This is a genomic window from Helicobacter sp. 'house sparrow 1', assembly GCF_900199585.1.
GTDB lineage: Bacteria > Campylobacterota > Campylobacteria > Campylobacterales > Helicobacteraceae > Helicobacter_H.
In genome coordinates this window covers 14,526-33,985 of record NZ_FZQY01000013.1, presented here as the reverse complement: position 1 = coordinate 33,985, position 19,460 = coordinate 14,526, and the positions used below count along the sequence as shown (strand labels likewise).

Sequence of the window (19,460 nt, the reverse complement as noted above, 5' to 3'; positions counted from 1 at the left end):
CCTATTTCCCTTGATATGCAATCTGAGTCAAAAACTTATCAATACACTGATTTGAAGCATCTCTAATTGCTTCTAGTTTATTATTATAAGTAATCAAAGGATCTTCTAGTGATACTGCATAATCTTGATATGCAGTATTGTAAAATACCTTGCTTTGATCCACTCTATTATCATATTCAAACCTTACTCTCACAGTCACTCTATAAAAGGTTGTAAAGCCATCTGTATTTGTAGCAATTGAATTATCCGTCACTTCCATAATTTCAAGGTTAATAATTGTATCCGCATCTTTTTTATCAACAAGTTTTCTTTGAAACCTTGTAACAACTAATTGATTAAGTAAATCTTTGATCTCAACCGAACTCTCTGTATTTGCCACATTTACCTTTAAGGACACATAGATTCCATCCCCTAATGCCTTTTTAGAAAAATGTGCTACAGGTTTATAGCCACAACCTGTAAATAACAACATAAAAATTAAAGTAAGTATTCTCATTTTATAACAAAATTAACAAGTTTATTGGGAACTACAATCTCTTTTACTATCGTGGTATTCTCAAGCCATTTCCAAACTTGTTCTTTTGCAAGCAATAATATTTCTTCTTGTTGCATTTGCTTCTTAACCCTTAAATCTGCGCGCTTTTTTCCATTTATGGTAACTACCATCACTATTTCATCTTCCTCTAAGGCATTAAAATCAACTTCTAAAGAAGCAAAGTTGCTAAAATTAAAAAATCTTTCTGATATCTCCCAGCAGGTATGTGGAATAATAGGCTCCAAGATATTACTCAATATAAAATACCCCTCAGTCCAAATCTGATCATTTTCTTGTGACATCAAGGCATTAAAAGCTTCCATAGAAGATGCAATCAATGTATTAAAGGCATATCCTGATTGCTTTTTTTCAAAGATTTCATTTGACTTTATCAAGGCCTCATATACTTTCTTTCTAGCATATTTCTCTTGGGCATTTAAAGAGTTAGAATCTATCAAAGGTTTTTGACTTGTTTTTAAAACCTTTGTAGTTTTTTCATAAAAACGGCGGATAAATCTATATGCACCATCAACCCCAGAATCTATCCATTCCAACTCTTTAGCTGGAGGAGCAGCAAATAATACAAACAATCTTGCAGTATCAGCGCCATATTTTTGAATAATATTACTAGGTTCAACAATATTTCCAACAGACTTACTCATCTTAGCACCATCTTTTAACACCATTCCCTGTGTTAAAAGATTGGCAAAAGGTTCAGAAAAATCAATATACCCTAAATCTCTTAAGACCTTTGTAAAAAATCTCGCATACAACAGATGCAAGATTGCATGCTCTATTCCTCCGATATACTCATCTACAGGTAGCCAATAATTTACATCATTTTGATCAAATGGAAGCTTACTCCATAAATCATTAGAAGTTGCATAGCGTAAAAAATACCAACTTGATTGAAAAAAAGTATCCATTGTGTCTGTTTCTTTATAGGCTATTCCTCCACACTTTGGACATTTATCCCTCTTCCACTCTTCATTTTTATCTAAAGGATTCCCTTCTCCTGTAATAACAACATCTTGAGGTAAAACAACAGGAAGTCTTTTTTCTTCTTGAGGTAAAATGCCACATTGACTACAATGGATAAGAGGTATTGGAGCCCCCCAATACCTCTGTCTTGAGATCCCCCAATCTTTGAGTCGAAATTGAGTTGTTTTTTTTCCAATTTGACATTGCTCAAAAAAAGCAACAATCTTTTCTTTTGCTTCTATCGTATGAAGTCCATCAAAATCACCACTATTACATAATATTCCATCTTCTGTGAAAGGTAATTGCTGTGCCTTGATTACTTGCTTTATTTCAATACCAAATTCTTTAGCAAACAAAAAATCTCTTTCATCATGTGCAGGAACCCCCATAACAGCACCACAACCATAATCCATTAACACAAAATTTGCCACCCAAAGTGGAATTTTTTGCTTTGTTAGTGGATGTATTACAAAAACTCCAAGATCTACACCATCCTTCTTCCCAGTAGCCCTCCCTCTTAATGGAGTATTTTGTATTTGTAATATTTTTTCTCTTTTTTGATCATTTAATGTAGGTAAAATCTCTTTAACAAGAGGATGCTCTGGTGCTAAGGCGCAATAAGTTACCCCAAAAATAGTATCAGGCCTTGTAGTAAAAACCTTAAGTGTATCAATTCCTCCAATCCCTTTTTCCAAAGACAAGCTAAATTCAAGTCCTATAGATTTTCCAATCCAGTTTTCTTGCATTGTTAAAACAGCCTGTGGCCATTTATCTTGCAAAATCTTTAAATCATCTAAGAGTTCTTGTGCATAATCTGTAATCTTGATGTAATACTGATACATCTCTTTTTGGATAATACTTGTACCACAGCGCCAACATTTTCCATCACTCACCTGCTCATTTGCAAGAACTGTTTGATCATTAGGGCACCAGTTTAAAAAAGCTTTTTTTCGATATACTAGCCCCTTTTTCCACATATCTAAGAAAAATTTTTGCTCCCATCTTGTGTAGTCTTCATCACAAGTTGCAAATCTTCTTTTTTTTGAAAAGGAAAGTCCTAGAGAATCTAGTTCTTTATTCATCGTATCAATATTTTTATAAGTCCAATCTTTTGGATGCACACCATTTTTTATTGCCGCATTTTCCGCAGGCATTCCAAAGGCATCAAAACCAATTGGATGCAAAACATTAAATCCTTGTTTGCGATAGTATCTCGCCATAGCATCACCAATACAATAGTTACGAACATGCCCCATATGGATCGCACCACTTGGATAAGGAAACATGCTTAGAATATACTTTTTCTTTAAACTTAAATCCAAAGAAGGTTCATGCGAATTATTTTCCAACCAGTATTTCTGCCATTTTTCCTCAATTATTTTTGCTTGGTACTCCATTATAAAAACTCCTTATACAACACCATTTTCATACATTTTTCTTAGACGCTCTTTCTCTTGTGCCCTCTTTTGTCTTCTAATCTCTTTTTGATGATACTCTTGTATATTAAAACCAAATAGGATTGCTAGCTTTGGAGCCACGAACATAGAACTATAAGTCCCAAAAATTACTCCTATCAACATTGGTAGAGAAAAACCAATAATATTTTCTCCTCCAAATAAGTAAAGTGTTAAAACTACAAAAAATACAGTTAGAGATGTAAGAAGTGTTCTTGTAAGGGTATTAGATATAGCCTCATTTATTACTTCAGAAATATTATTTGTTCGATCTATTAACATCTTCTCTCTAATACGGTCAAAAACAATAATTGTGTCATTAATAGAATATCCTATCAGTGTAAGAAGAGCTGCTATAACCTCTAAATTTAAATCTATATTAAATACAATAATAGAGGCTGCGGTGATAATAACATCATGCACCAAAGCAATAATACTAGCAAGTGCAAACCTCCATTCATAACGAAAGCTTACATATACCATTATTGCTAATGTAGCTAGAAGAAGAGATAAAAATCCTTTCTTTTTTAATTCATCTCCAACTTTTGGCCCTACCATATCTACTTTTCTAATTTCAAAATCACCTGTAACTGATAATTTATCCTCTAAAATCTCTGATAATTCTTTATTAATAAAAGCATCTGTGTAGGGAATTTTTATCAACACTTCCTCTTTTGAGCCATATTCACTAACTTGGCTTCCTTTAAAGCCCTCTAAACCATCAAGTATGGATCTAATTTGCGACAAGGGGGCTTCTTTTTGATATTTTAGCTGCACACTACTTCCACCAGCAAAGTCAATACCTAAACTAAAACCTTTGGTAAAGAATAAAACAAATGCCCCTATTGTTAAAAAAATAGAAATAGCTAAACCATACTTTGAATAAGAGACAAAATCAATAATTTTTACTTTTCTTAAAATCTCCATTCTTAGTCCTTTTTATTAACCCCAAACCAAAAATACAATGACTTTGTATGCATTATTTTTGGCAGTATTGCATTATAAAAACCATGTGTTCCTATAATTGCAGTAATGATAGATGCAATAATTCCCACACCTGTAGTAATTGCAAAGCCTTTAATAGCTCCTGTACCATATACATATAATAAAACAGAAGCAATCAAAGAGGTGATATTAGAATCAAAAATTGCTCTTGAAGCATTAATATAGCCAAGTTGTATTGCTCTTTGCACACTCTCTCCCATACGCAGAGCTTCCCTAATTCTTTCATTAATAATGATATTTGCATCAACTGCAACCCCAACAGTTAGAACAATTCCAGCCATTCCTGGCAAGGTTAAGGTAGCACCAAAGACAGCCATAATTGCAAGAATTAAAAATAAATTAGCAATAAGTGCAACACTTGCAATCACTCCAGCCATTGAATAATACACAATCATAAATGCCACTACCAAAACAAAACCACTTATCAAAGCAAACATAGATGATTTTATACTATCTTGTCCCAAGCTTGGCCCAACACTTCTTTTCTCTAAAATTTCTAAAGGGGCTGGCAATGCACCACTTCTTAAAGTAATAGCCAAATCACTTGCTTGCTCTTTTGTAAAACCTCCACTTATTTGACCACTACCTCCCCCTATTCTTTGTCTTATCACAGGAGCAGAATAAACTTTACCATCTAGCACAATTGCCATACGCTTACCAATATTAGAACCCGAAAAATCTCCAAAAATCTTAGCACCTACAGAATCAAGACTAAAGCTTACAACTGGTTGATGATTCTCATCATATGCTACACGAGCATCTGTAATTCTATCTCCATCTAAAATAGGAATTTCTTTTAAAAGGATTTTTCCTATTTTCTGACCATCATTATCTACAAATGGAAGAATAACATCTCCATACTTTTTAGCTTCAATATCACTCATTGTATCCACACGGGGATTTCTTTCTTCATCAACTGCCATCATTTGCAAATGAGCTGATTTAGAAATTAAACTCTTTGCTCTATTTTCTTCTTCAGAAGTTTGTATCCCTGGCAATCCAACTAAAATATTATCTTGCCCCTGCTGAGTGATACTAGGTTCAGATAATCCAAACTGATCCAACCTATTTCGTATCGTTGCTATTGCTTGATCTACAGCATTTTTGCGAATATTCTGTAATTCTTGAACACTAAAAGTAACCACATAGCTTGTTCCATTTTCCGCTATCGTCAATCCACTTATTTTTTTTAAAATAGAATCAAGCACGGCTTTATCATCACTATCAAATAATCCAACCTCTACCCCTTCATCACTAACTTTTAAATAATCCACAAGTATCTTTTTTTGTTTCAATTCAAAACTAATAGATGAAGCCAAGGAGGAATATTTAGCCTTGATTGCCTCTTCAGTCTTAACTCCAAGAAGTAGATTCAAACCACCCTGTAAATCCAACCCTAAACTAATTTTTGGACCCTTAGTATGAAACAAGGAGGGAATTGAAAAACCAATACCAAATACTAAAGCCAATAAAAAGAATATTAGCTTAAAATTTTTATTACGTTCCATTGATCTATTTTTACTTAATTATTATCATCCATCTTATAAGCAATATATTCTTTAACTACCCTTGCTGTAGTATCATCGCTAAGCTTTACTGTGAAAAATTTCTCTTCTGCTTTTACTACCTCACAAATAAAACCACCAGTAGTAACAATCTTATCGCCTTTGGTTAGACTATCAATCATTTCTTTATGTTTTTTTTGCTGATTTCTCTGTGGTCTAATAATAAAAAAATAAAAAATCAGAATTAATACTACAAATGGTAAAAAAGCTGAAACAACGTTTTGTATATTTTGCATTCTCTATCCTTTTATAAAAATTAGGCGTAATGATAGCCAGTTTTTACTTAGTTTTTAATTTATTAAATAAAATTAACAATGAAGAACCAACTATGGCAGATAAAAGCGAAGCCAACAAAACAGCTATCTTTGCTATTTCTACAGATTGTTGATTATCAAATGCCAAATTAGACACAAAAATAGACATAGTAAAACCAATACCAGAAAGAATACCTGCACCTAAAATATGCGTCCAAGATAACTCACTTGGCTTAGTTGCAATTTTTAATTTTGAGCAAATATAAGTGGCAAACAAAATACCCATTGGCTTTCCTAAAAATAAACCTAGCAAAACACCAAGGAAAATATGATCAATGCCAAAATTTATACTATTACTGATATTTACACCAGCATTTGCAAAGGCAAATAAAGGCATAATAAAATAAGCACTCCAAGGATGCAATTTATGCTCTAAAACCTCAAGAGGGCTCTGAAAATCTTTTGACTGTTTGTATAATGTTTTTAATGCCTTCTTTGGTTTATCACCCCATTGATCACCAGAATATTTTTGATAAATTTTATCCATACCATCTCTCAAAAATGCGAGAAGATCAACCTTGCTTCCTCTAGCCTTTAGCGGAATACAAAAAGCTAGAATAACTGCTGAAACTGTAGAATGCACTCCACTTTTATGCACAAAAATCCAAAGTACAACTCCTAAAAGTAGATAAGGAACTAGATTTTTTACACCCATTTTATTGAGCAAAATCAATAAAGCAACAATTCCTAGTGATAGGGCTAAATAGCTCCAAAAGATCTCATTAGTATAAAAGATTGCAATCACAATTACTGCACCAAGATCATCAACAACTGCCAAAGTAACCAAGAAAACCTTTAGTGATGAGGGAATTTTTTTACCAAGCATTAAGATAATACCTAGTGCAAATGCAATATCTGTAGCCATTGGGATTCCAAAACCATGGATGGAATTTGTCCCAACATTCAAAGAAATATAAATCAAAGCAGGAACAATCATACCCCCAATCGCAGCAACAACAGGAAAAATAGCTTTTTGTAAGCCTGAAAGTTCTCCGATCAAAAATTCTCTTTTGATCTCTAATCCAACCATTAAAAAGAAAAAAGACATCAATACATCATTCACCCAATGCTGTATGTCAAAGCCAATAAAATAATCATTAAAAGTAAAGCCAAAATCATAATGCCAAAAACTAAAGTATTGTTCTGCAAAACTAGAATTAGCAGTCAAAAGCGCTAATACCATGCTAATAAATAAAAAAATACCACTAAAAGTTTCACTTCGTATAAAACTTAATAGCATACTCCCTAAACTTTTTCTTGTCTTATAATTATTTTTCATTCTCTACCCTTAGATTTTTTTTGTGCTAAAAAACAATGTAATCATTCCAGAAATCATAGCTAGAAATGAAGCAAACAAAACAGATAATTTTGATACATCAATCAAATTCTGTCCCTCATAAGCAAGAGTTGCCACAAACATCGACATTGTAAAACCTATACCCGCTAAAAAACCCACAGCAATAACATGCCCATAGGTCAATCCTTTTGGCTTAATTGAGATATTAAGTTTTTCGCTTAGATATGCAAAAAGTGCTATTCCTATAGGTTTACCTAAAACTAAACCAAAAGCAGTACCCCAAAAAATTTCATTAGAAAATAGCTTTAATCCATCATTAATTAGCACTCCCCCATTAGCAAATGCAAATAAAGGCACGATGAAATAAGCACAAATTGGTTGTAATGCATGTTCCATTCTCAACAGGGGATTTCTAGCGTGATGGGAGTAGTGACTAATACTATCTAAAAGATGAACATAGTAACTCACTCTCTCCATATCTATTCTCTTTTCACTTGTTGGTTGCATAAAACCTTTGATTCCATCTTTAAAAGCCTTAAAAAAATTTTTATGCTTTTTTATAGGAGATACTTTTTTCATTCTCTCAATTTCTTCAAAGTCTATCTTGGCCCATTCTTGTGTCATCTTTTCAAAATAGACACTGGATGCTTTTGTTCTTCCTGGAATACAAAAAGCAAGTAAAACAGCTGCTATTGTTGGGTGAATACCACTTTTATAAAAAGTAATCCATAAAGCAATCCCTAGCAGTAAATATAAATAAGTAAATTTTGTATCTCTGTAATTTAAATAAATTAAAGCAATAATTACCATCAAAGCAATACATAACCAAAGATTATTTAAATCTTGAGTATAAAAAATTGCAATCACAGCTACTGCACCAAGATCATCTGCTACAGCTAGAGTTACTAGGAATATTTTTATTACAGAGGGGATTCTTTTACCCATTAATAAGATTACACCTAGGGCAAAGGCTGTATCAGTACTCATTGCAACACCAAAACCATCCGCACCAAGACTATTATGGTTAAAATAAAGGTAGATTACAATTGGAACACAAATACCACCAATAGCTGCAAATACAGAAAAGCTTACCTTTTTAAATCCTGCAAGATCCCCATATAAGACCTCTCTTTTCATCTCCAATCCAACCATTAAAAAGAATAATGACATCAAAACATCATTAATAATGTGCAAGAGACTGATGTCTTTTATTTCAGAATTAAGAGAAAAGCCTATCTTCATTTCCCAGAGAGAAAAATAATGTTGGGATAAAGAAGGTGTATTAGCAATAACCATAGCCACTGCAACACAAAAAAAGAGTAAGATTCCACCAAAAGACTCATGGCTTATAAAGCTATAAAGCCCTCTTTGGAGCTTATTTTTTATATAAAGGGAATCTTCCTGCTTTACATCAGGAACAACTATTTCAATGATGTCCTTCATTACAACAACAATTCTTTCTTTAATTGATTTAAAATTTCAGTGCCACATAAATATTGTACAATGGCTAAGGCAAACTCTATGGCAAAAGCAGGACCACTACCTGTAATAATATTATCACTTATCACAATATTTTCCTGCTTTCTTTCTTTTTGAATTAAAGTTTCACATTGTGGATAACAAGTAAAATCTTCCAAAGGAATTCCAGCACGATATAAGACAACTGGAGAAGCACAAATTGCAGCAACCAACTTTTTTTCTTGAAAAAAATTAAAGATAACTTTTAAAAGCTTCTCTGAAGCACAAAAGTTCTGCATTCCATCCCAACCTCCAGCTAATACTACAGAATCAAAACTAGAAAAATCAATATCCATCAAGCAATCATCACTTGCAATACTAATATGATGAGCCCCTTTATAATACTGCTTCTTATCAAGTCCTGCTATGATTACATCAATACCTGCTCGGCGCAAAATATCTACTATCCCAACTAGCTCAATCTCTTCAAAACCATCGGCAATTGGAACTAGAACTTTTTTTTGCATTATTTTACTTTCTCTACATATTCTGCTGTCTCAGTATTTACACGAATAACCTCACCCTCTAAAACATGGAATGGAATCTGTACAACAGCTCCTGTTTCTAGAGTAGCAGGTTTTTTACCTCCACTTGAAGTGTCTCCTTTAAAATTAGGAGCAGTCTCAACTATTTTTAGCTCAACAATCTGGGGGACATCTACAGATATGGCCTTGTTATTATGGAATAAAATCTGCACATTTGTTCCATCTAACATCCATTTAGAAACCTCACCAACTTGCTCATCAGTCAATGCAATCTGCTCATAAGTTTCTGTATCCATAAATTGAAACATCTCTCCATCGTGATAAAGATACTGCATTGTCTTTTCTACAAGATTTGGCTCCTCACACTTATCTCCTGCATGAAAAGTCTTTTCAATAACCTTGCCATCCAAAAAAGACTTAATTTTTGCACGCACAAATGCAGCACCTTTTCCAGGTTTTACATGTTGATACTCTACGATTCTATAAGGAACCCCATCAATCTCTATTTTTAAACCTTTTTTCAATTCACTCATACCAATAGCCATACACTCTCCTTAAATTTTATTTGCTGAACCCAAAATATGCATACGCTCAACAATTACCTTTTTCATTGCATCCATAGCAGGCGTAAAAAACTTTCTAAGATCAAATTGTGTTGGCTGATCATTTGCAACCTTTCTAACCTCTGCCATAAATGCAATTCGTAAATCTGTATCTGTATTTACTTTATTAATTCCACCTAAAACTGCTTCTTGCAAAAACTCAAAAGGAACCCCTTTGCTCCCTTTTAAATCCCCACCTGTTGATAAAAATGCCTCTCTTACATAATCAGGTATTGCACTTGCACCATGTAGAACTAGGGGAATATTAGTGAGTTTCTTTACTTCTTGAAGTCGCTTAAAATCTAATTTAGGCTCCCCTTTGAATTTAAAAGCACCATGACTTGTTCCAATTGCTGGGGCAAGAAAATCAACTTGAGTTTCTTTAACAAAAACCTCAGCTTCTTGAGGATTTACCAAAACCGCATCCTTCTCATCTACAGAAATATTATCCTCAATCCCCATCAATCTACCAAGCTCTGCTTCAACACTCACATTATGTCTGTGAGCAAAATCCACAACTTGTTTTGTTGTTGATAAATTTTCTTCAAAAGGATGATGTGATGCATCAATCATTACCGAAGTAAAACCAGCCTCTATTGCCATCTTACAACTTTCAAAAGTTGTTCCGTGATCTAGATGTAAAGCAACGGGTATATGGCTATAACGCTTTGCCATTACATTTACCATACCCACAGCCATATCAATCCCCATATATTTGATTGCACCTTCACTTGCTTGAACAATTACTGGAGAATTAGCCTCATTTGCCGCTTCAAATATTGTTTGGAGCATTTCAAAATTTACAAAATTGAATGCACCTACACCATAAAATTCTTTATGAGCCTTTTGTAAAATCTCACTTCCACTAACTAGCATTTATTTCCCTTGTTTTAATCATAATTACTGGTTAATTGTAATTTTTGCTTTGCTTCTAAGATCTTGGATCTTTTGTTGAATCAATTCTTGAAATTTTCTTTCTTTAAACATATTCTCAATTCCAGACTTAGCTTCTGCAAAGCTAACATTTTTTGCCTCGCCTTTTTTGATGAGATAGATTACATGATAACCATATTCTGTTTTTACAGGCTCTAGCGTAAAGCTTCCTTCTTTTAACTTAAACACAGCATCCCCAAATTCAGGAACCATTTGATTTTTTTGAAAAGTTCCTAAATCACCACCATTTTGGGATTTTTGTGCATTAGGATCAATTGTATTTTTATTTGCAAGTTCTATAAATTTCTGCTCAATTCTTGATTTAGGAGCTTTCTTTAGATCTGCAATAATCTTTTCAGCTTCTTCTTTTGTTTTTACCAAAATATGTCTTGCTTGACCCTCTTGTTGAACAAATTGGCGAGGATTTTTTTCATAATATTCTTTCAATTCAGATTCTGGTATTTTCATACTATTTACTTCTTGTGCAATCTTTTGTTGCCAGCCATTAATTAAGAGTTGTTTTTTAATATTGTTTAAAGCCTCTTTATATTCTTTTGTGTCCTCAATTTTTTCTTTTTTAGCTGCACCTTCAATTAAAATCTCATTAATTTTTTGATTGATTAAATTTGTCTTTTGCTCTGATGTTAATTTATCAAAATCAAAATTTGGGATTTGTTGTTTTAACATATCAAAATCTTTTTCAGTAATCACTACTCCATTCACATCTGCAAGATTCTTTGCATAAAGACTTCCCGTCAAAATCAATCCAGCCACAGCAATGCTAACCACTTTATTGCGCATCATTTCTCCCTTAAAATATAATTCTTATCACCTCTCTAGGATGATTCAAGCTATTATTTTACAATGAAAACTTAAATCACATAAAAATGTGCGATCTTTTCATACTTCTTTTAAGATTTTTTTATTTACCTGTTTGTGGGATTTTTTAGATTTAAGCTAAGCGCATTGCAATTTCATTTGCAAAATCTATACAGCTTTGTATATCTTGTCTTGGGCTTACAAAAGCCTCGATACTTGTATCAAAAACACCAAAAGTAGTCATTCCAATAGCAATTGCAATATAACTTCCATCCCAAGAAAAATTCTGTATAAAAGAAAGATAATGACTTGGGGATGTAAAAATTAGGATTGATTTTGGTGGTGGTTTTAGGGTTCTATCTACACTACTTCTTTTATTCTCATAAGCAATAATTTGTTTTAATTTGACACCGGAATTTAAAAGAATTTCATCAAGGCCTGATACAATCTTTTTTGCCCTAAAATAGAGTACTCTTTTTTTCTTTAGAGCAGGTATAATCTCATTAGCAAAACCAAAACCATGAGAATCTTGCCCTACATACTCTACACTAAAATTATATTTTTCTAAAGCTTTTGCACTACTTTGTCCAATAACATAACAAGGAATTTTTTTAAGAAATGCAAACTGCGGGTATTTTTGAATATTTCTTTCTAAAGATTCAATGGCATTTTTTGAAGTAAAAACTAAAGCCTGAAACCCTCCCTTAATTTCTCTTAAAGAATCAAACATATCCACAAAAGCAATTTCACTCACTATAAGTGTCTTTACTTCTGTATGCTTTCTTGAATTAACTAGAATAATCTCACGCATTAAGTTTCCAAAAATATAGTAGCATTAAAGCCCCAATTAATATTCTATAAATTCCAAAAGGTATATAACTAAATCTACTTACAAATCCTAAAAAGAGCTTAATGCTAACAAGCGCTGTAAAAAAAGCAACTAGAGCCCCTATGAACAATAAAAATAAATTATGAGAATACATAATATGCATATTTTTATAGATATCATAAGTGGTTGCTGCAAACATAGTTGGAATTGCAAGCATAAAAGAAAACTCAGCTGCTAAAGTTCTTGAAAAACCTACTAGAAGGCCTGCAACTATAGTAGCACCACTCCTTGAAGTTCCTGGTATCATTGCTAAGCTTTGACACAGACCCACAACAAAAGCTTGTTTATAACTCACCTCATCTAAACTATTTTTTAGGGTTACTTCTTTAGGAAGTCTTTTATTCCTCCACTCAACCCACAAAAATACAATCCCCCCAATTATCAACATATAAGCTACCGTCTGGGGAACAAATAAGTTCTTTATGTATTTATAGGCAAAAAAACCAATCAAACCCGTTGGCACAAAACCAACAAGAAGCTTTAGCCAAACACTAATGCCCTTCAAAAACCTCTGATATAAAACAAAGACAACAGCCAGAATAGATCCAAGTTGTATTGCAATCTCAAAAGTCTTAGTAAAGTCGCTCTCTTGATCAACTCCTAAAAAATGTCCAGCCAATATCATATGTCCAGTAGAAGAGACTGGCAAAAATTCTGTCAATCCCTCCACAATTCCCATAACAATTGCTTGAATTACATCCATATAACCTCTCTATTAACCCAACAAAAAAATCCCAGACAAGACAACTTTAAAAAATTATTACAACTCAAATACTTAAAACCTCCAGTCTAAACTAATTAATGTTCTTCAAAACCTTAAAAACTATCAGTGATAAGCATCCCTATTACTAGCCAAACTAGATGACTAAGAGCTCTAATAAATTATTGTCTTCTCCCAAAAGTAACCCCATAAGTCTCATTGCGCACTTTAAATAAAGGATCTTTTGGCTCCCCTACTCCACTTGGCAGTTCAGATGGAAAATACACATCATTGTTACAACCTTCACCCTCATACTTCTCAACTTTAAGGGTTCCTACTAACAATTCTTTATGTTCTCCTTTCCAAAGTGCAGTTGTATCATCAATAATATCTCCCTTGTTTGCAAGAACCAAATACATCTGATACTCAACAGGCTTCTTAGCAACCTCTTTTTGAAACTTTTGTGCTAAGAATTTATCTCCTAATTGTTTCAATTCTTCTTTACTTAAATATTTTATCCCATTCAATGGAACAAATTTCCATCTTGCAGGAATCATCTCTCCGCTCTTTTTATCCTTAAACATAAAAGTATGTATACTATAGTAAGCTGTGTTAGAAACACTTGAACTAATACCTACTTTTTCCATATACGCCTCAAAGTTACGATAAGAATCCACCTCTTGTGTAAGCTTTTTTATTTTTTGCGTATCTACCTTTCCATTCACAGGTATTTTCATCTGAAAAAACTCAGCAAATTCCTTGGGATTTTTTGCAAAATTAATCTCAGAGTTTAGCATCACCATTGTCCAAGTTTCATTATTACCCATCATGTGCAAAGCAAGACCTCTAGGCTTACTTTTATCACTCTTTATAGCACCACCTAATGAATAGCGAACTTGAGTTGGAATGTGATTTTGACCCAGAAATGGCAAATCAATATCCTGCATAATCTCTTTTGAAGGTTCAAAGGTGCCAGCTGCGCAAAATCCATGTAAATGATTAATCTTCTTTTCTTTTGAAGTCAAAGCCTTCCCATTTAAACTGTAAAAAATATCAGCTATCTGATTAGAATCATAGGTTTCATCTGCATTTAAGAAACCTCCTATAGACATAATTAAACATAGTTTCAATATTTTATTTCTCATTTTAACTCCAAAAGTATTTTTGTTCACTAAGAACTATCGATTGTAACACAACAAAGTAACTTAATTAACTTTAAAAATTCTAAATGTATTTAATAGCGCAAGCAAACTGACACCAACATCTCCAAAAACAGCTTCCCATATACTTGCTATTCCAAAGATGCCCAATATAATAAAGACCAATTTAATCCCTAATGCTAGAATAACATTCTGCCAAAGAATCGCTTTTGTCTTCCTTGCAATCTTAAAAATTTTTGGAATCCCCATCAAATCATCTTGCAATAATAAAATATCAGATCCCTGCTTACTCATATCACTTCCCCTTATTCCCATACTTACACCTATATCTGCAAGTGCTAAGGAAGGTGCATCATTAATCCCATCTCCCACAAACATTGTTGGGTTTTTCTTTTGATAGGACTGCAATATCTGGTATTTATCCTCTGGTAAAGCTTGTGCATAATATTTAATGCCTAATTGCGTTGCTATTTCTTGAACATTTTTGATAGTATCTCCACTAACAATAATTATCTCCTTTTGCAATGCTTTAAGAAATTCTACAGCCTTTGATGTCTCTTGCCTCATTTCCTCTTTCAAAAGAATATATCCAAGATATTTTTGATTTCTTGCAATATGGACTACAATTCCCGTATCTCGAGGTTCTTGATAAGAAATACCCTGCTCTTTCATCAATTTTGCATTGCCTGCAAAAATGATTGCATCTTTTATTTTTACCATTACACCCTTACCAGCAAATTCTCTGCTATCAAGTATTTCTTCTTTTTTTTCTCTTTTAAAGCTTGATGCGATAAGATGATTAGAATTTTGCATTCCAATATAAGCACTTTCTAATAGCTCATCTTGGGAAGTCTCAAAAGGATACAGTGATTTTATCTCTAATTTTCCTGTAGTTAAAGTTCCTGTTTTATCAAAAATAATCAAACTAATTTCATTAAGCTTTTCTAAAAACTCTGCACTCTTAATCAAGATTCCATTCTTACTTGCACAACCAATTGCACTAAAATATCCAAGAGGAATAGCTAAAACAAGGGCACAAGGACAACTCACCATCAAAACAACTAGAGCACGATAAAGCCATTCTCTAAAATCTCCATACCCAAGAAAAGGAGGTATAATGCTTACTAAAACAGCAAAGATAAAAACAATAGGAGTGTAAAATCTCGCAAATTTTGTAATAAAACTTTGCGCTCTTGTTTTTTTATCAATTGCCTGCTCAAGCATTGTTTTCATTTTTAGCATAAAACTATTTTCATAAGTTTGTGTAATTAGTATTTTTAAACTTGTATCTAAAACTACACTTCCACTCAAAACCCTATCCCCTTTAGTCACAGCAACTGGAAGACTCTCTCCTGTAATTGCTTGAACATCAAGACTGCCTTCTCCACTAAGAACTTCACCATCTAAAGCTATTAACTCCCCTGCATTAAATATTGCAACCTCACCCAATTGCACTTCAGTTATATTTTTAATTTCTCTAATACCATCTTTTTCAACACTAATTTGATCTGGCATAGTGTTTATTAACATCTTGAAAGACTTTTTTGATCTATAAATTGCAAAAGACTGCAAGTGCTCTCCTAAAGAATAAAACACCATAATAGCCACCGCTTCTGTAAAAGCTTGAATAAAAAAAGCAGCAATACTTGCACTTAGCATCAATGTATTTTCGTCAAAAAAAACTCTATTTTTAAGGCTTGATATTGATCCCAAAATTACAGGTTTGACAGCAAATACATAGCTAAAAATCAAAAAGAAATAAGATAGTTTATCAAGGTCATTCCATTGGAGTATCAAAGCGATTGCAAAACCAATTAGTACAAGAAAGATTTTCTGATGAGAAAAAGTTTCTTCTAACCCCTCATCAATTTCTACTTTTGGTTCAATTCTCTTTATAATCTTATAAACTGCATCTAGATCATCTGTATGAATAGATAAAACACAAGATGGAAAACTTAAAGATACTTGTGCATCAATTTTTCTTAATGCATCCTCTATTTTACTCGCACAACTAGGACAATCAACATTTTTTAAATAAATTTTTTTCAAAATAAACCCTTTTTTTTATATCTTAAAACAAACTTTTAAATACGACGATAACTTAATGCTTCAAGAATATGTGTTTTTTCAATTTTTTCTTTAGAGTCTAAGTCTGCAATTGTTCGTGCAACCTTTTTGATTTTATTTACAGATCGCTCAGATATACCAAACCTCTGTATCGCCCTTATTAACAATTCTTCCGTTGCCTTATCTAAAATACAAAATTTTCTAATTTCCATCTCATTCATTTTTGCATTAAAGCTTTTTTGTCCTCTCTGCTTTTGCATCATAAAAGCACTAAAAACTTGTTGTTGCATTTGATAAGAATCTACATCTCTGCTTTGATCCTCATCTAATTCCTTCATCTGCACAAATAAATCGATTCTATCCAAGAAGGGCTGACTTAGTTTATTTTTATATCCCTTAATCTCTTTATCAAGGCATCTACATTCTTTAATAGGGCTAAGCAAATTACCACAAGGACAAGGATTTTGAGCTGCTGCAAAAAGAAAAAGAGTGTCATATTTTATCTTTGAGTGCATTCGAGAAACCACCAAACAATCATTTTCCAATGGTTCTCTTAAGGCTTCTAGAATTTCTCTCTTAAAATATGGCAACTCATCAAAAAATAAAATTCCTTGATGTGCTAGGGCAATTTCTCCAGGCTTTGGCTCTTTATTTGAGGCTGATCCAATTATACTTGCCTTTGAAGCACTCTGATGAGGGAATCTAAAGTTTCTTAAAGGAATGAAAGAAATCTCTTGATGGCTTAAAGCATTTAACTTTGCATTATGGATTATTTCTTCCAAAGTCATCGGTGGTAAAATTTCTTGTAATCTCTTAATAATCATACTTTTACCACATCCTGGACTCCCCTCTAGGATGATATTATGAAATCCTGTTGCTGCAATTAAAGCAGCTCTCTTGGCAATTCTTTGTCCTTTTACATCTTTAAAATCATTTTTAAAATCTTGCAAATAAAAAAATCTTTGATTGGCAACTTCAAAAAATGAAAAGGGAAGATCTTGTGTATTCTTAGCAGGTGGAACATCTTGCAGTAACTTTTCTAAAGCTTCCTGTAAATTCTTAACATAAACACATTTTAGATGGGGGACAAAAGAAAAATATTTTTCACTATCTTGGGGAAGAATAATGCAAGCATCCTTGTATTTAAGCATAATATCAAGAACTAATACAAAAATATCATTGCTGTGCTTTATTGCACCATCTAACCCAAGTTCTCCAAAAGCAAACCAACGATTTTGCAATACTTTTTCTTGTTTTTGTAATGCGATTAAAAGTGCGATAGGCAAATCAAAATGACTCCCATACTTTGGTAAATCTGCTGGTGAAAGATTAATTGTAATTTTCAAAGGTGGAAAAACAAATCCACTTATACTTAGTGCAGAATGAACTCTTTGCTTAGATTCTTGAATTGCATTTGTAGCAAGTCCTGAGATCAAAAATGCTGGCAACCCTTTTGTAAATGAAACTTCTACTACTACAACCTCTGTATGAATTCCAAATCTTGTAGCACAAAAAATTTTATTTATCATTACCTAGCCTCTTTGATTCTTCTTAAGCTCCTTTTGAAACTTTTTGCGCTTTAAAATAGAAAGTCTATCAATAAATAAAATTCCATTTAAGTGATCAATTTCATGTTGCAATGCAACCGCTAAAAAACCTTCAGCTTGCAACACCTTCTCATTACCAAACCTATCTTGATATCCTAAAGTCAAACTATTATAGCGTTTTACCTCTTCATAAAAATTAGGGACAGAAAGGCAGCCTTCATTCCATAGAATCTCACCCTCTTGTTTGAGTATCACAGGATTGATTATCTCTAGCAAATCCTCATCATATTGTTGATTGTCCTCTCTTGGAAGATTAATAACCAAAATACGCTGTAAGACACCTACTTGAATAGCTGCAAGCCCCACCCCATCCCTACTTCTCATAGTCTCAAACATATCATCTAAGAGGCGATGAAGATTCTCATCAAAATGAGTAACCTCTCTAGACTTCTGCTTAAGAATAGGATCAGGATAACTAATAACTTTTAAAATTGCCATTATTCTTCATCTTGTGGATAAACTTTAAATTCTATCTTCTCCTCCAATGCCATATTTAAAGCAGATAAAGAAGATTGGATAATATTCTCTACACTTTTGCTTGGCACAACACGAGCAATACCTACTGCCAAACTTAGTGCTATATCCTTACCATCTGAAAATATGTTTGTTGCTTTTGCTGCATCAAGCAATCTTTCTGTGGCTTTTTTAGCACTTGCTAGATCAGAATTTTTCAGAGCTATTGCAAAAATCCCATCACCAAGATAAGCCAAAATATCACTGCGCCTTGAAGTTTTTAGTAGTAACTTTGCAATACTTTTTAATAGCACAAGAACCATTGCTTTATCATGAGAATCCAGCACAATGTCCCTTGAAAGAGTAAGAGTTAAGATTGTTGTTTCGTGTTTAAGTTCTTCAATTAATTCCCTTTCTTTATCTACCAAAGAAATAAAATAGCGTTTGTTATAAACACCAAACTTAGAATCATAAATTGTCTCCTCATTAATACTATTCATAATTTGAACTGTATTTTGATAGACAGCTTTAATTTGAAGAAGTTGTTTGTCTGCTTTTTCTCTCACTTGATATAAATCTTTCAAAAAGAGTTTCATTGTATTATCAAAAACTAGCTTATTATCAATTTTTACTAACTCTTTTGCATATTTTTCCGAAATACCTTGTGTAATTTGCATATTTTTATACAGCATAGAGACAAGCTCTAAAATCTTTTTGACATTCTTAAAACCATCTTTTACACTTTTCTCAAAGACTATGACCCTATCTTCACTGATGGCTTGCAAGTTCATTACTGCTTGAATCTTTTGCCTTAAAACAACATCTTCTTTTTCAAGAAGTCGTTCAAAATACATCTGATAGTTTGCTGGCAATGGAGGTAAGGATTCATCAGTTAATTTTCTTACAGTATCTTCTGCTAATTTTTCTACTTTTTCTGCTATTTGTCCCTCAATATACTCTTTGTGTGTATCAAAATCTTCACGGATATCCAAAACATCAGAACTAATATCTCCAAAATACGGATTACTGCTAAAATCCAAATCATCTTTTGTATTATTACTAGGCATTTCTTGCTT

General features: G+C 32.9%; 18 protein-coding genes. All 18 read right to left on the bottom strand.

Going from position 1 to position 19,460, the window contains the following annotated elements; translation table 11 throughout:
- Nucleotide 1 precedes the first annotated feature (1 nt).
- A complete protein-coding gene (gene lptE / locus C6H31_RS06810) occupies nt 2-496 on the bottom strand; it encodes an LPS assembly lipoprotein LptE (protein ID WP_104698070.1) in 495 nt (164 codons plus the stop codon).
- Nucleotides 493-2,913 (bottom strand): leucine--tRNA ligase, encoded by a 2,421-nt coding sequence (gene leuS, locus C6H31_RS06805; protein ID WP_104698069.1) that lies wholly within the window; start codon nt 2,911-2,913, stop codon nt 493-495. Before leuS ends, lptE begins: the two co-directional genes overlap by 4 nt.
- 12 nt (nt 2,914-2,925) lie before the next feature.
- Complete coding sequence (secF, locus tag C6H31_RS06800; protein ID WP_104698068.1) at nt 2,926-3,897, bottom strand: protein translocase subunit SecF; 972 nt, start codon at nt 3,895-3,897, stop codon at nt 2,926-2,928.
- A 2-nt stretch (nt 3,898-3,899) separates the two neighbouring features.
- Complete coding sequence (gene secD / locus C6H31_RS06795) at nt 3,900-5,483, bottom strand: protein translocase subunit SecD (protein ID WP_104698067.1); 1,584 nt, start codon at nt 5,481-5,483, stop codon at nt 3,900-3,902.
- 14 nt (nt 5,484-5,497) lie between these two features.
- A complete protein-coding gene (gene yajC / locus C6H31_RS06790; RefSeq protein WP_104698066.1) occupies nt 5,498-5,776 on the bottom strand; it encodes a preprotein translocase subunit YajC in 279 nt (92 codons plus the stop codon).
- 43 nt (nt 5,777-5,819) lie between these two features.
- The gene (gene nhaA, locus C6H31_RS06785; protein ID WP_104698065.1) at nt 5,820-7,133 is read right to left on the bottom strand and encodes a sodium/proton antiporter NhaA; all 1,314 of its coding nucleotides are present in this window, start codon (nt 7,131-7,133) and stop codon (nt 5,820-5,822) included.
- Between the two features lie 9 nt (nt 7,134-7,142).
- Nucleotides 7,143-8,594, bottom strand: a complete 1,452-nt coding sequence (gene nhaA, locus C6H31_RS06780) for a Na+/H+ antiporter NhaA (protein WP_104698064.1) — start codon at nt 8,592-8,594, stop codon at nt 7,143-7,145.
- A complete protein-coding gene (locus tag C6H31_RS06775; protein WP_104698063.1) occupies nt 8,594-9,136 on the bottom strand; it encodes a DJ-1 family glyoxalase III in 543 nt (180 codons plus the stop codon). Before C6H31_RS06775 ends, nhaA (C6H31_RS06780) begins: the two co-directional genes overlap by 1 nt.
- The gene (gene efp, locus C6H31_RS06770; protein ID WP_104698062.1) at nt 9,136-9,699 is read right to left on the bottom strand and encodes an elongation factor P; all 564 of its coding nucleotides are present in this window, start codon (nt 9,697-9,699) and stop codon (nt 9,136-9,138) included. Before efp ends, C6H31_RS06775 begins: the two co-directional genes overlap by 1 nt.
- Before the next feature lie 9 nt (nt 9,700-9,708).
- Nucleotides 9,709-10,632 (bottom strand): class II fructose-bisphosphate aldolase, encoded by a 924-nt coding sequence (locus tag C6H31_RS06765; RefSeq protein WP_104698061.1) that lies wholly within the window; start codon nt 10,630-10,632, stop codon nt 9,709-9,711.
- Between the two features lie 24 nt (nt 10,633-10,656).
- Complete coding sequence (locus C6H31_RS06760; RefSeq protein WP_158654741.1) at nt 10,657-11,490, bottom strand: peptidylprolyl isomerase; 834 nt, start codon at nt 11,488-11,490, stop codon at nt 10,657-10,659.
- A gap of 151 nt (nt 11,491-11,641) precedes the next feature.
- Nucleotides 11,642-12,319 carry a uroporphyrinogen-III synthase gene (locus C6H31_RS06755; protein ID WP_104698059.1) on the bottom strand — a complete coding sequence of 226 codons (678 nt, stop codon included), beginning with the start codon at nt 12,317-12,319 and terminating at the stop codon, nt 11,642-11,644.
- Entirely contained in the window at nt 12,312-13,100 is a 789-nt protein-coding gene (locus tag C6H31_RS06750; protein WP_104698058.1) for an undecaprenyl-diphosphate phosphatase, read from the bottom strand. Before C6H31_RS06750 ends, C6H31_RS06755 begins: the two co-directional genes overlap by 8 nt.
- Before the next feature lie 179 nt (nt 13,101-13,279).
- On the bottom strand, nt 13,280-14,242 hold the full coding sequence (locus tag C6H31_RS06745; protein WP_104698057.1) for a catalase: 963 nt from the start codon (nt 14,240-14,242) through the stop codon (nt 13,280-13,282).
- Between the two features lie 60 nt (nt 14,243-14,302).
- On the bottom strand, nt 14,303-16,306 hold the full coding sequence (locus C6H31_RS06740) for a heavy metal translocating P-type ATPase (RefSeq protein WP_104698056.1): 2,004 nt from the start codon (nt 16,304-16,306) through the stop codon (nt 14,303-14,305).
- 35 nt (nt 16,307-16,341) lie between these two features.
- Nucleotides 16,342-17,853 (bottom strand): YifB family Mg chelatase-like AAA ATPase, encoded by a 1,512-nt coding sequence (locus C6H31_RS06735; RefSeq protein ID WP_104698055.1) that lies wholly within the window; start codon nt 17,851-17,853, stop codon nt 16,342-16,344.
- A gap of 3 nt (nt 17,854-17,856) precedes the next feature.
- Entirely contained in the window at nt 17,857-18,369 is a 513-nt protein-coding gene (def, locus tag C6H31_RS06730) for a peptide deformylase (protein ID WP_104698054.1), read from the bottom strand.
- Entirely contained in the window at nt 18,369-19,451 is a 1,083-nt protein-coding gene (locus C6H31_RS06725; RefSeq protein WP_104698053.1) for a GGDEF domain-containing protein, read from the bottom strand. Before C6H31_RS06725 ends, def begins: the two co-directional genes overlap by 1 nt.
- Nucleotides 19,452-19,460 lie beyond the last annotated feature (9 nt).

What these genes read in the sequence shown, in the direction of transcription:
- C6H31_RS06725 (WP_104698053.1), bottom strand. Translation starts at nt 19,451, where the DNA reads ATGCCTAGTAATAATACAAAAGATGATTTGGATTTTAGCAGTAATCCG.
- C6H31_RS06775 (WP_104698063.1), bottom strand. Translation starts at nt 9,136, where the DNA reads ATGCAAAAAAAAGTTCTAGTTCCAATTGCCGATGGTTTTGAAGAGATT.
- C6H31_RS06750 (WP_104698058.1), bottom strand. Translation starts at nt 13,100, where the DNA reads ATGGATGTAATTCAAGCAATTGTTATGGGAATTGTGGAGGGATTGACA.
- C6H31_RS06765 (WP_104698061.1), bottom strand. Translation starts at nt 10,632, where the DNA reads ATGCTAGTTAGTGGAAGTGAGATTTTACAAAAGGCTCATAAAGAATTT.
- C6H31_RS06760 (WP_158654741.1), bottom strand. Translation starts at nt 11,490, where the DNA reads ATGCGCAATAAAGTGGTTAGCATTGCTGTGGCTGGATTGATTTTGACG.
- leuS (WP_104698069.1), bottom strand. Translation starts at nt 2,913, where the DNA reads ATGGAGTACCAAGCAAAAATAATTGAGGAAAAATGGCAGAAATACTGG.
- nhaA (WP_104698064.1), bottom strand. Translation starts at nt 8,594, where the DNA reads ATGAAGGACATCATTGAAATAGTTGTTCCTGATGTAAAGCAGGAAGAT.
- secD (WP_104698067.1), bottom strand. Translation starts at nt 5,483, where the DNA reads ATGGAACGTAATAAAAATTTTAAGCTAATATTCTTTTTATTGGCTTTA.
- C6H31_RS06735 (WP_104698055.1), bottom strand. Translation starts at nt 17,853, where the DNA reads ATGATAAATAAAATTTTTTGTGCTACAAGATTTGGAATTCATACAGAG.
- nhaA (WP_104698065.1), bottom strand. Translation starts at nt 7,133, where the DNA reads ATGAAAAATAATTATAAGACAAGAAAAAGTTTAGGGAGTATGCTATTA.
- yajC (WP_104698066.1), bottom strand. Translation starts at nt 5,776, where the DNA reads ATGCAAAATATACAAAACGTTGTTTCAGCTTTTTTACCATTTGTAGTA.
- def (WP_104698054.1), bottom strand. Translation starts at nt 18,369, where the DNA reads ATGGCAATTTTAAAAGTTATTAGTTATCCTGATCCTATTCTTAAGCAG.
- lptE (WP_104698070.1), bottom strand. Translation starts at nt 496, where the DNA reads ATGAGAATACTTACTTTAATTTTTATGTTGTTATTTACAGGTTGTGGC.
- efp (WP_104698062.1), bottom strand. Translation starts at nt 9,699, where the DNA reads ATGGCTATTGGTATGAGTGAATTGAAAAAAGGTTTAAAAATAGAGATT.
- secF (WP_104698068.1), bottom strand. Translation starts at nt 3,897, where the DNA reads ATGGAGATTTTAAGAAAAGTAAAAATTATTGATTTTGTCTCTTATTCA.
- C6H31_RS06755 (WP_104698059.1), bottom strand. Translation starts at nt 12,319, where the DNA reads ATGCGTGAGATTATTCTAGTTAATTCAAGAAAGCATACAGAAGTAAAG.
- C6H31_RS06745 (WP_104698057.1), bottom strand. Translation starts at nt 14,242, where the DNA reads ATGAGAAATAAAATATTGAAACTATGTTTAATTATGTCTATAGGAGGT.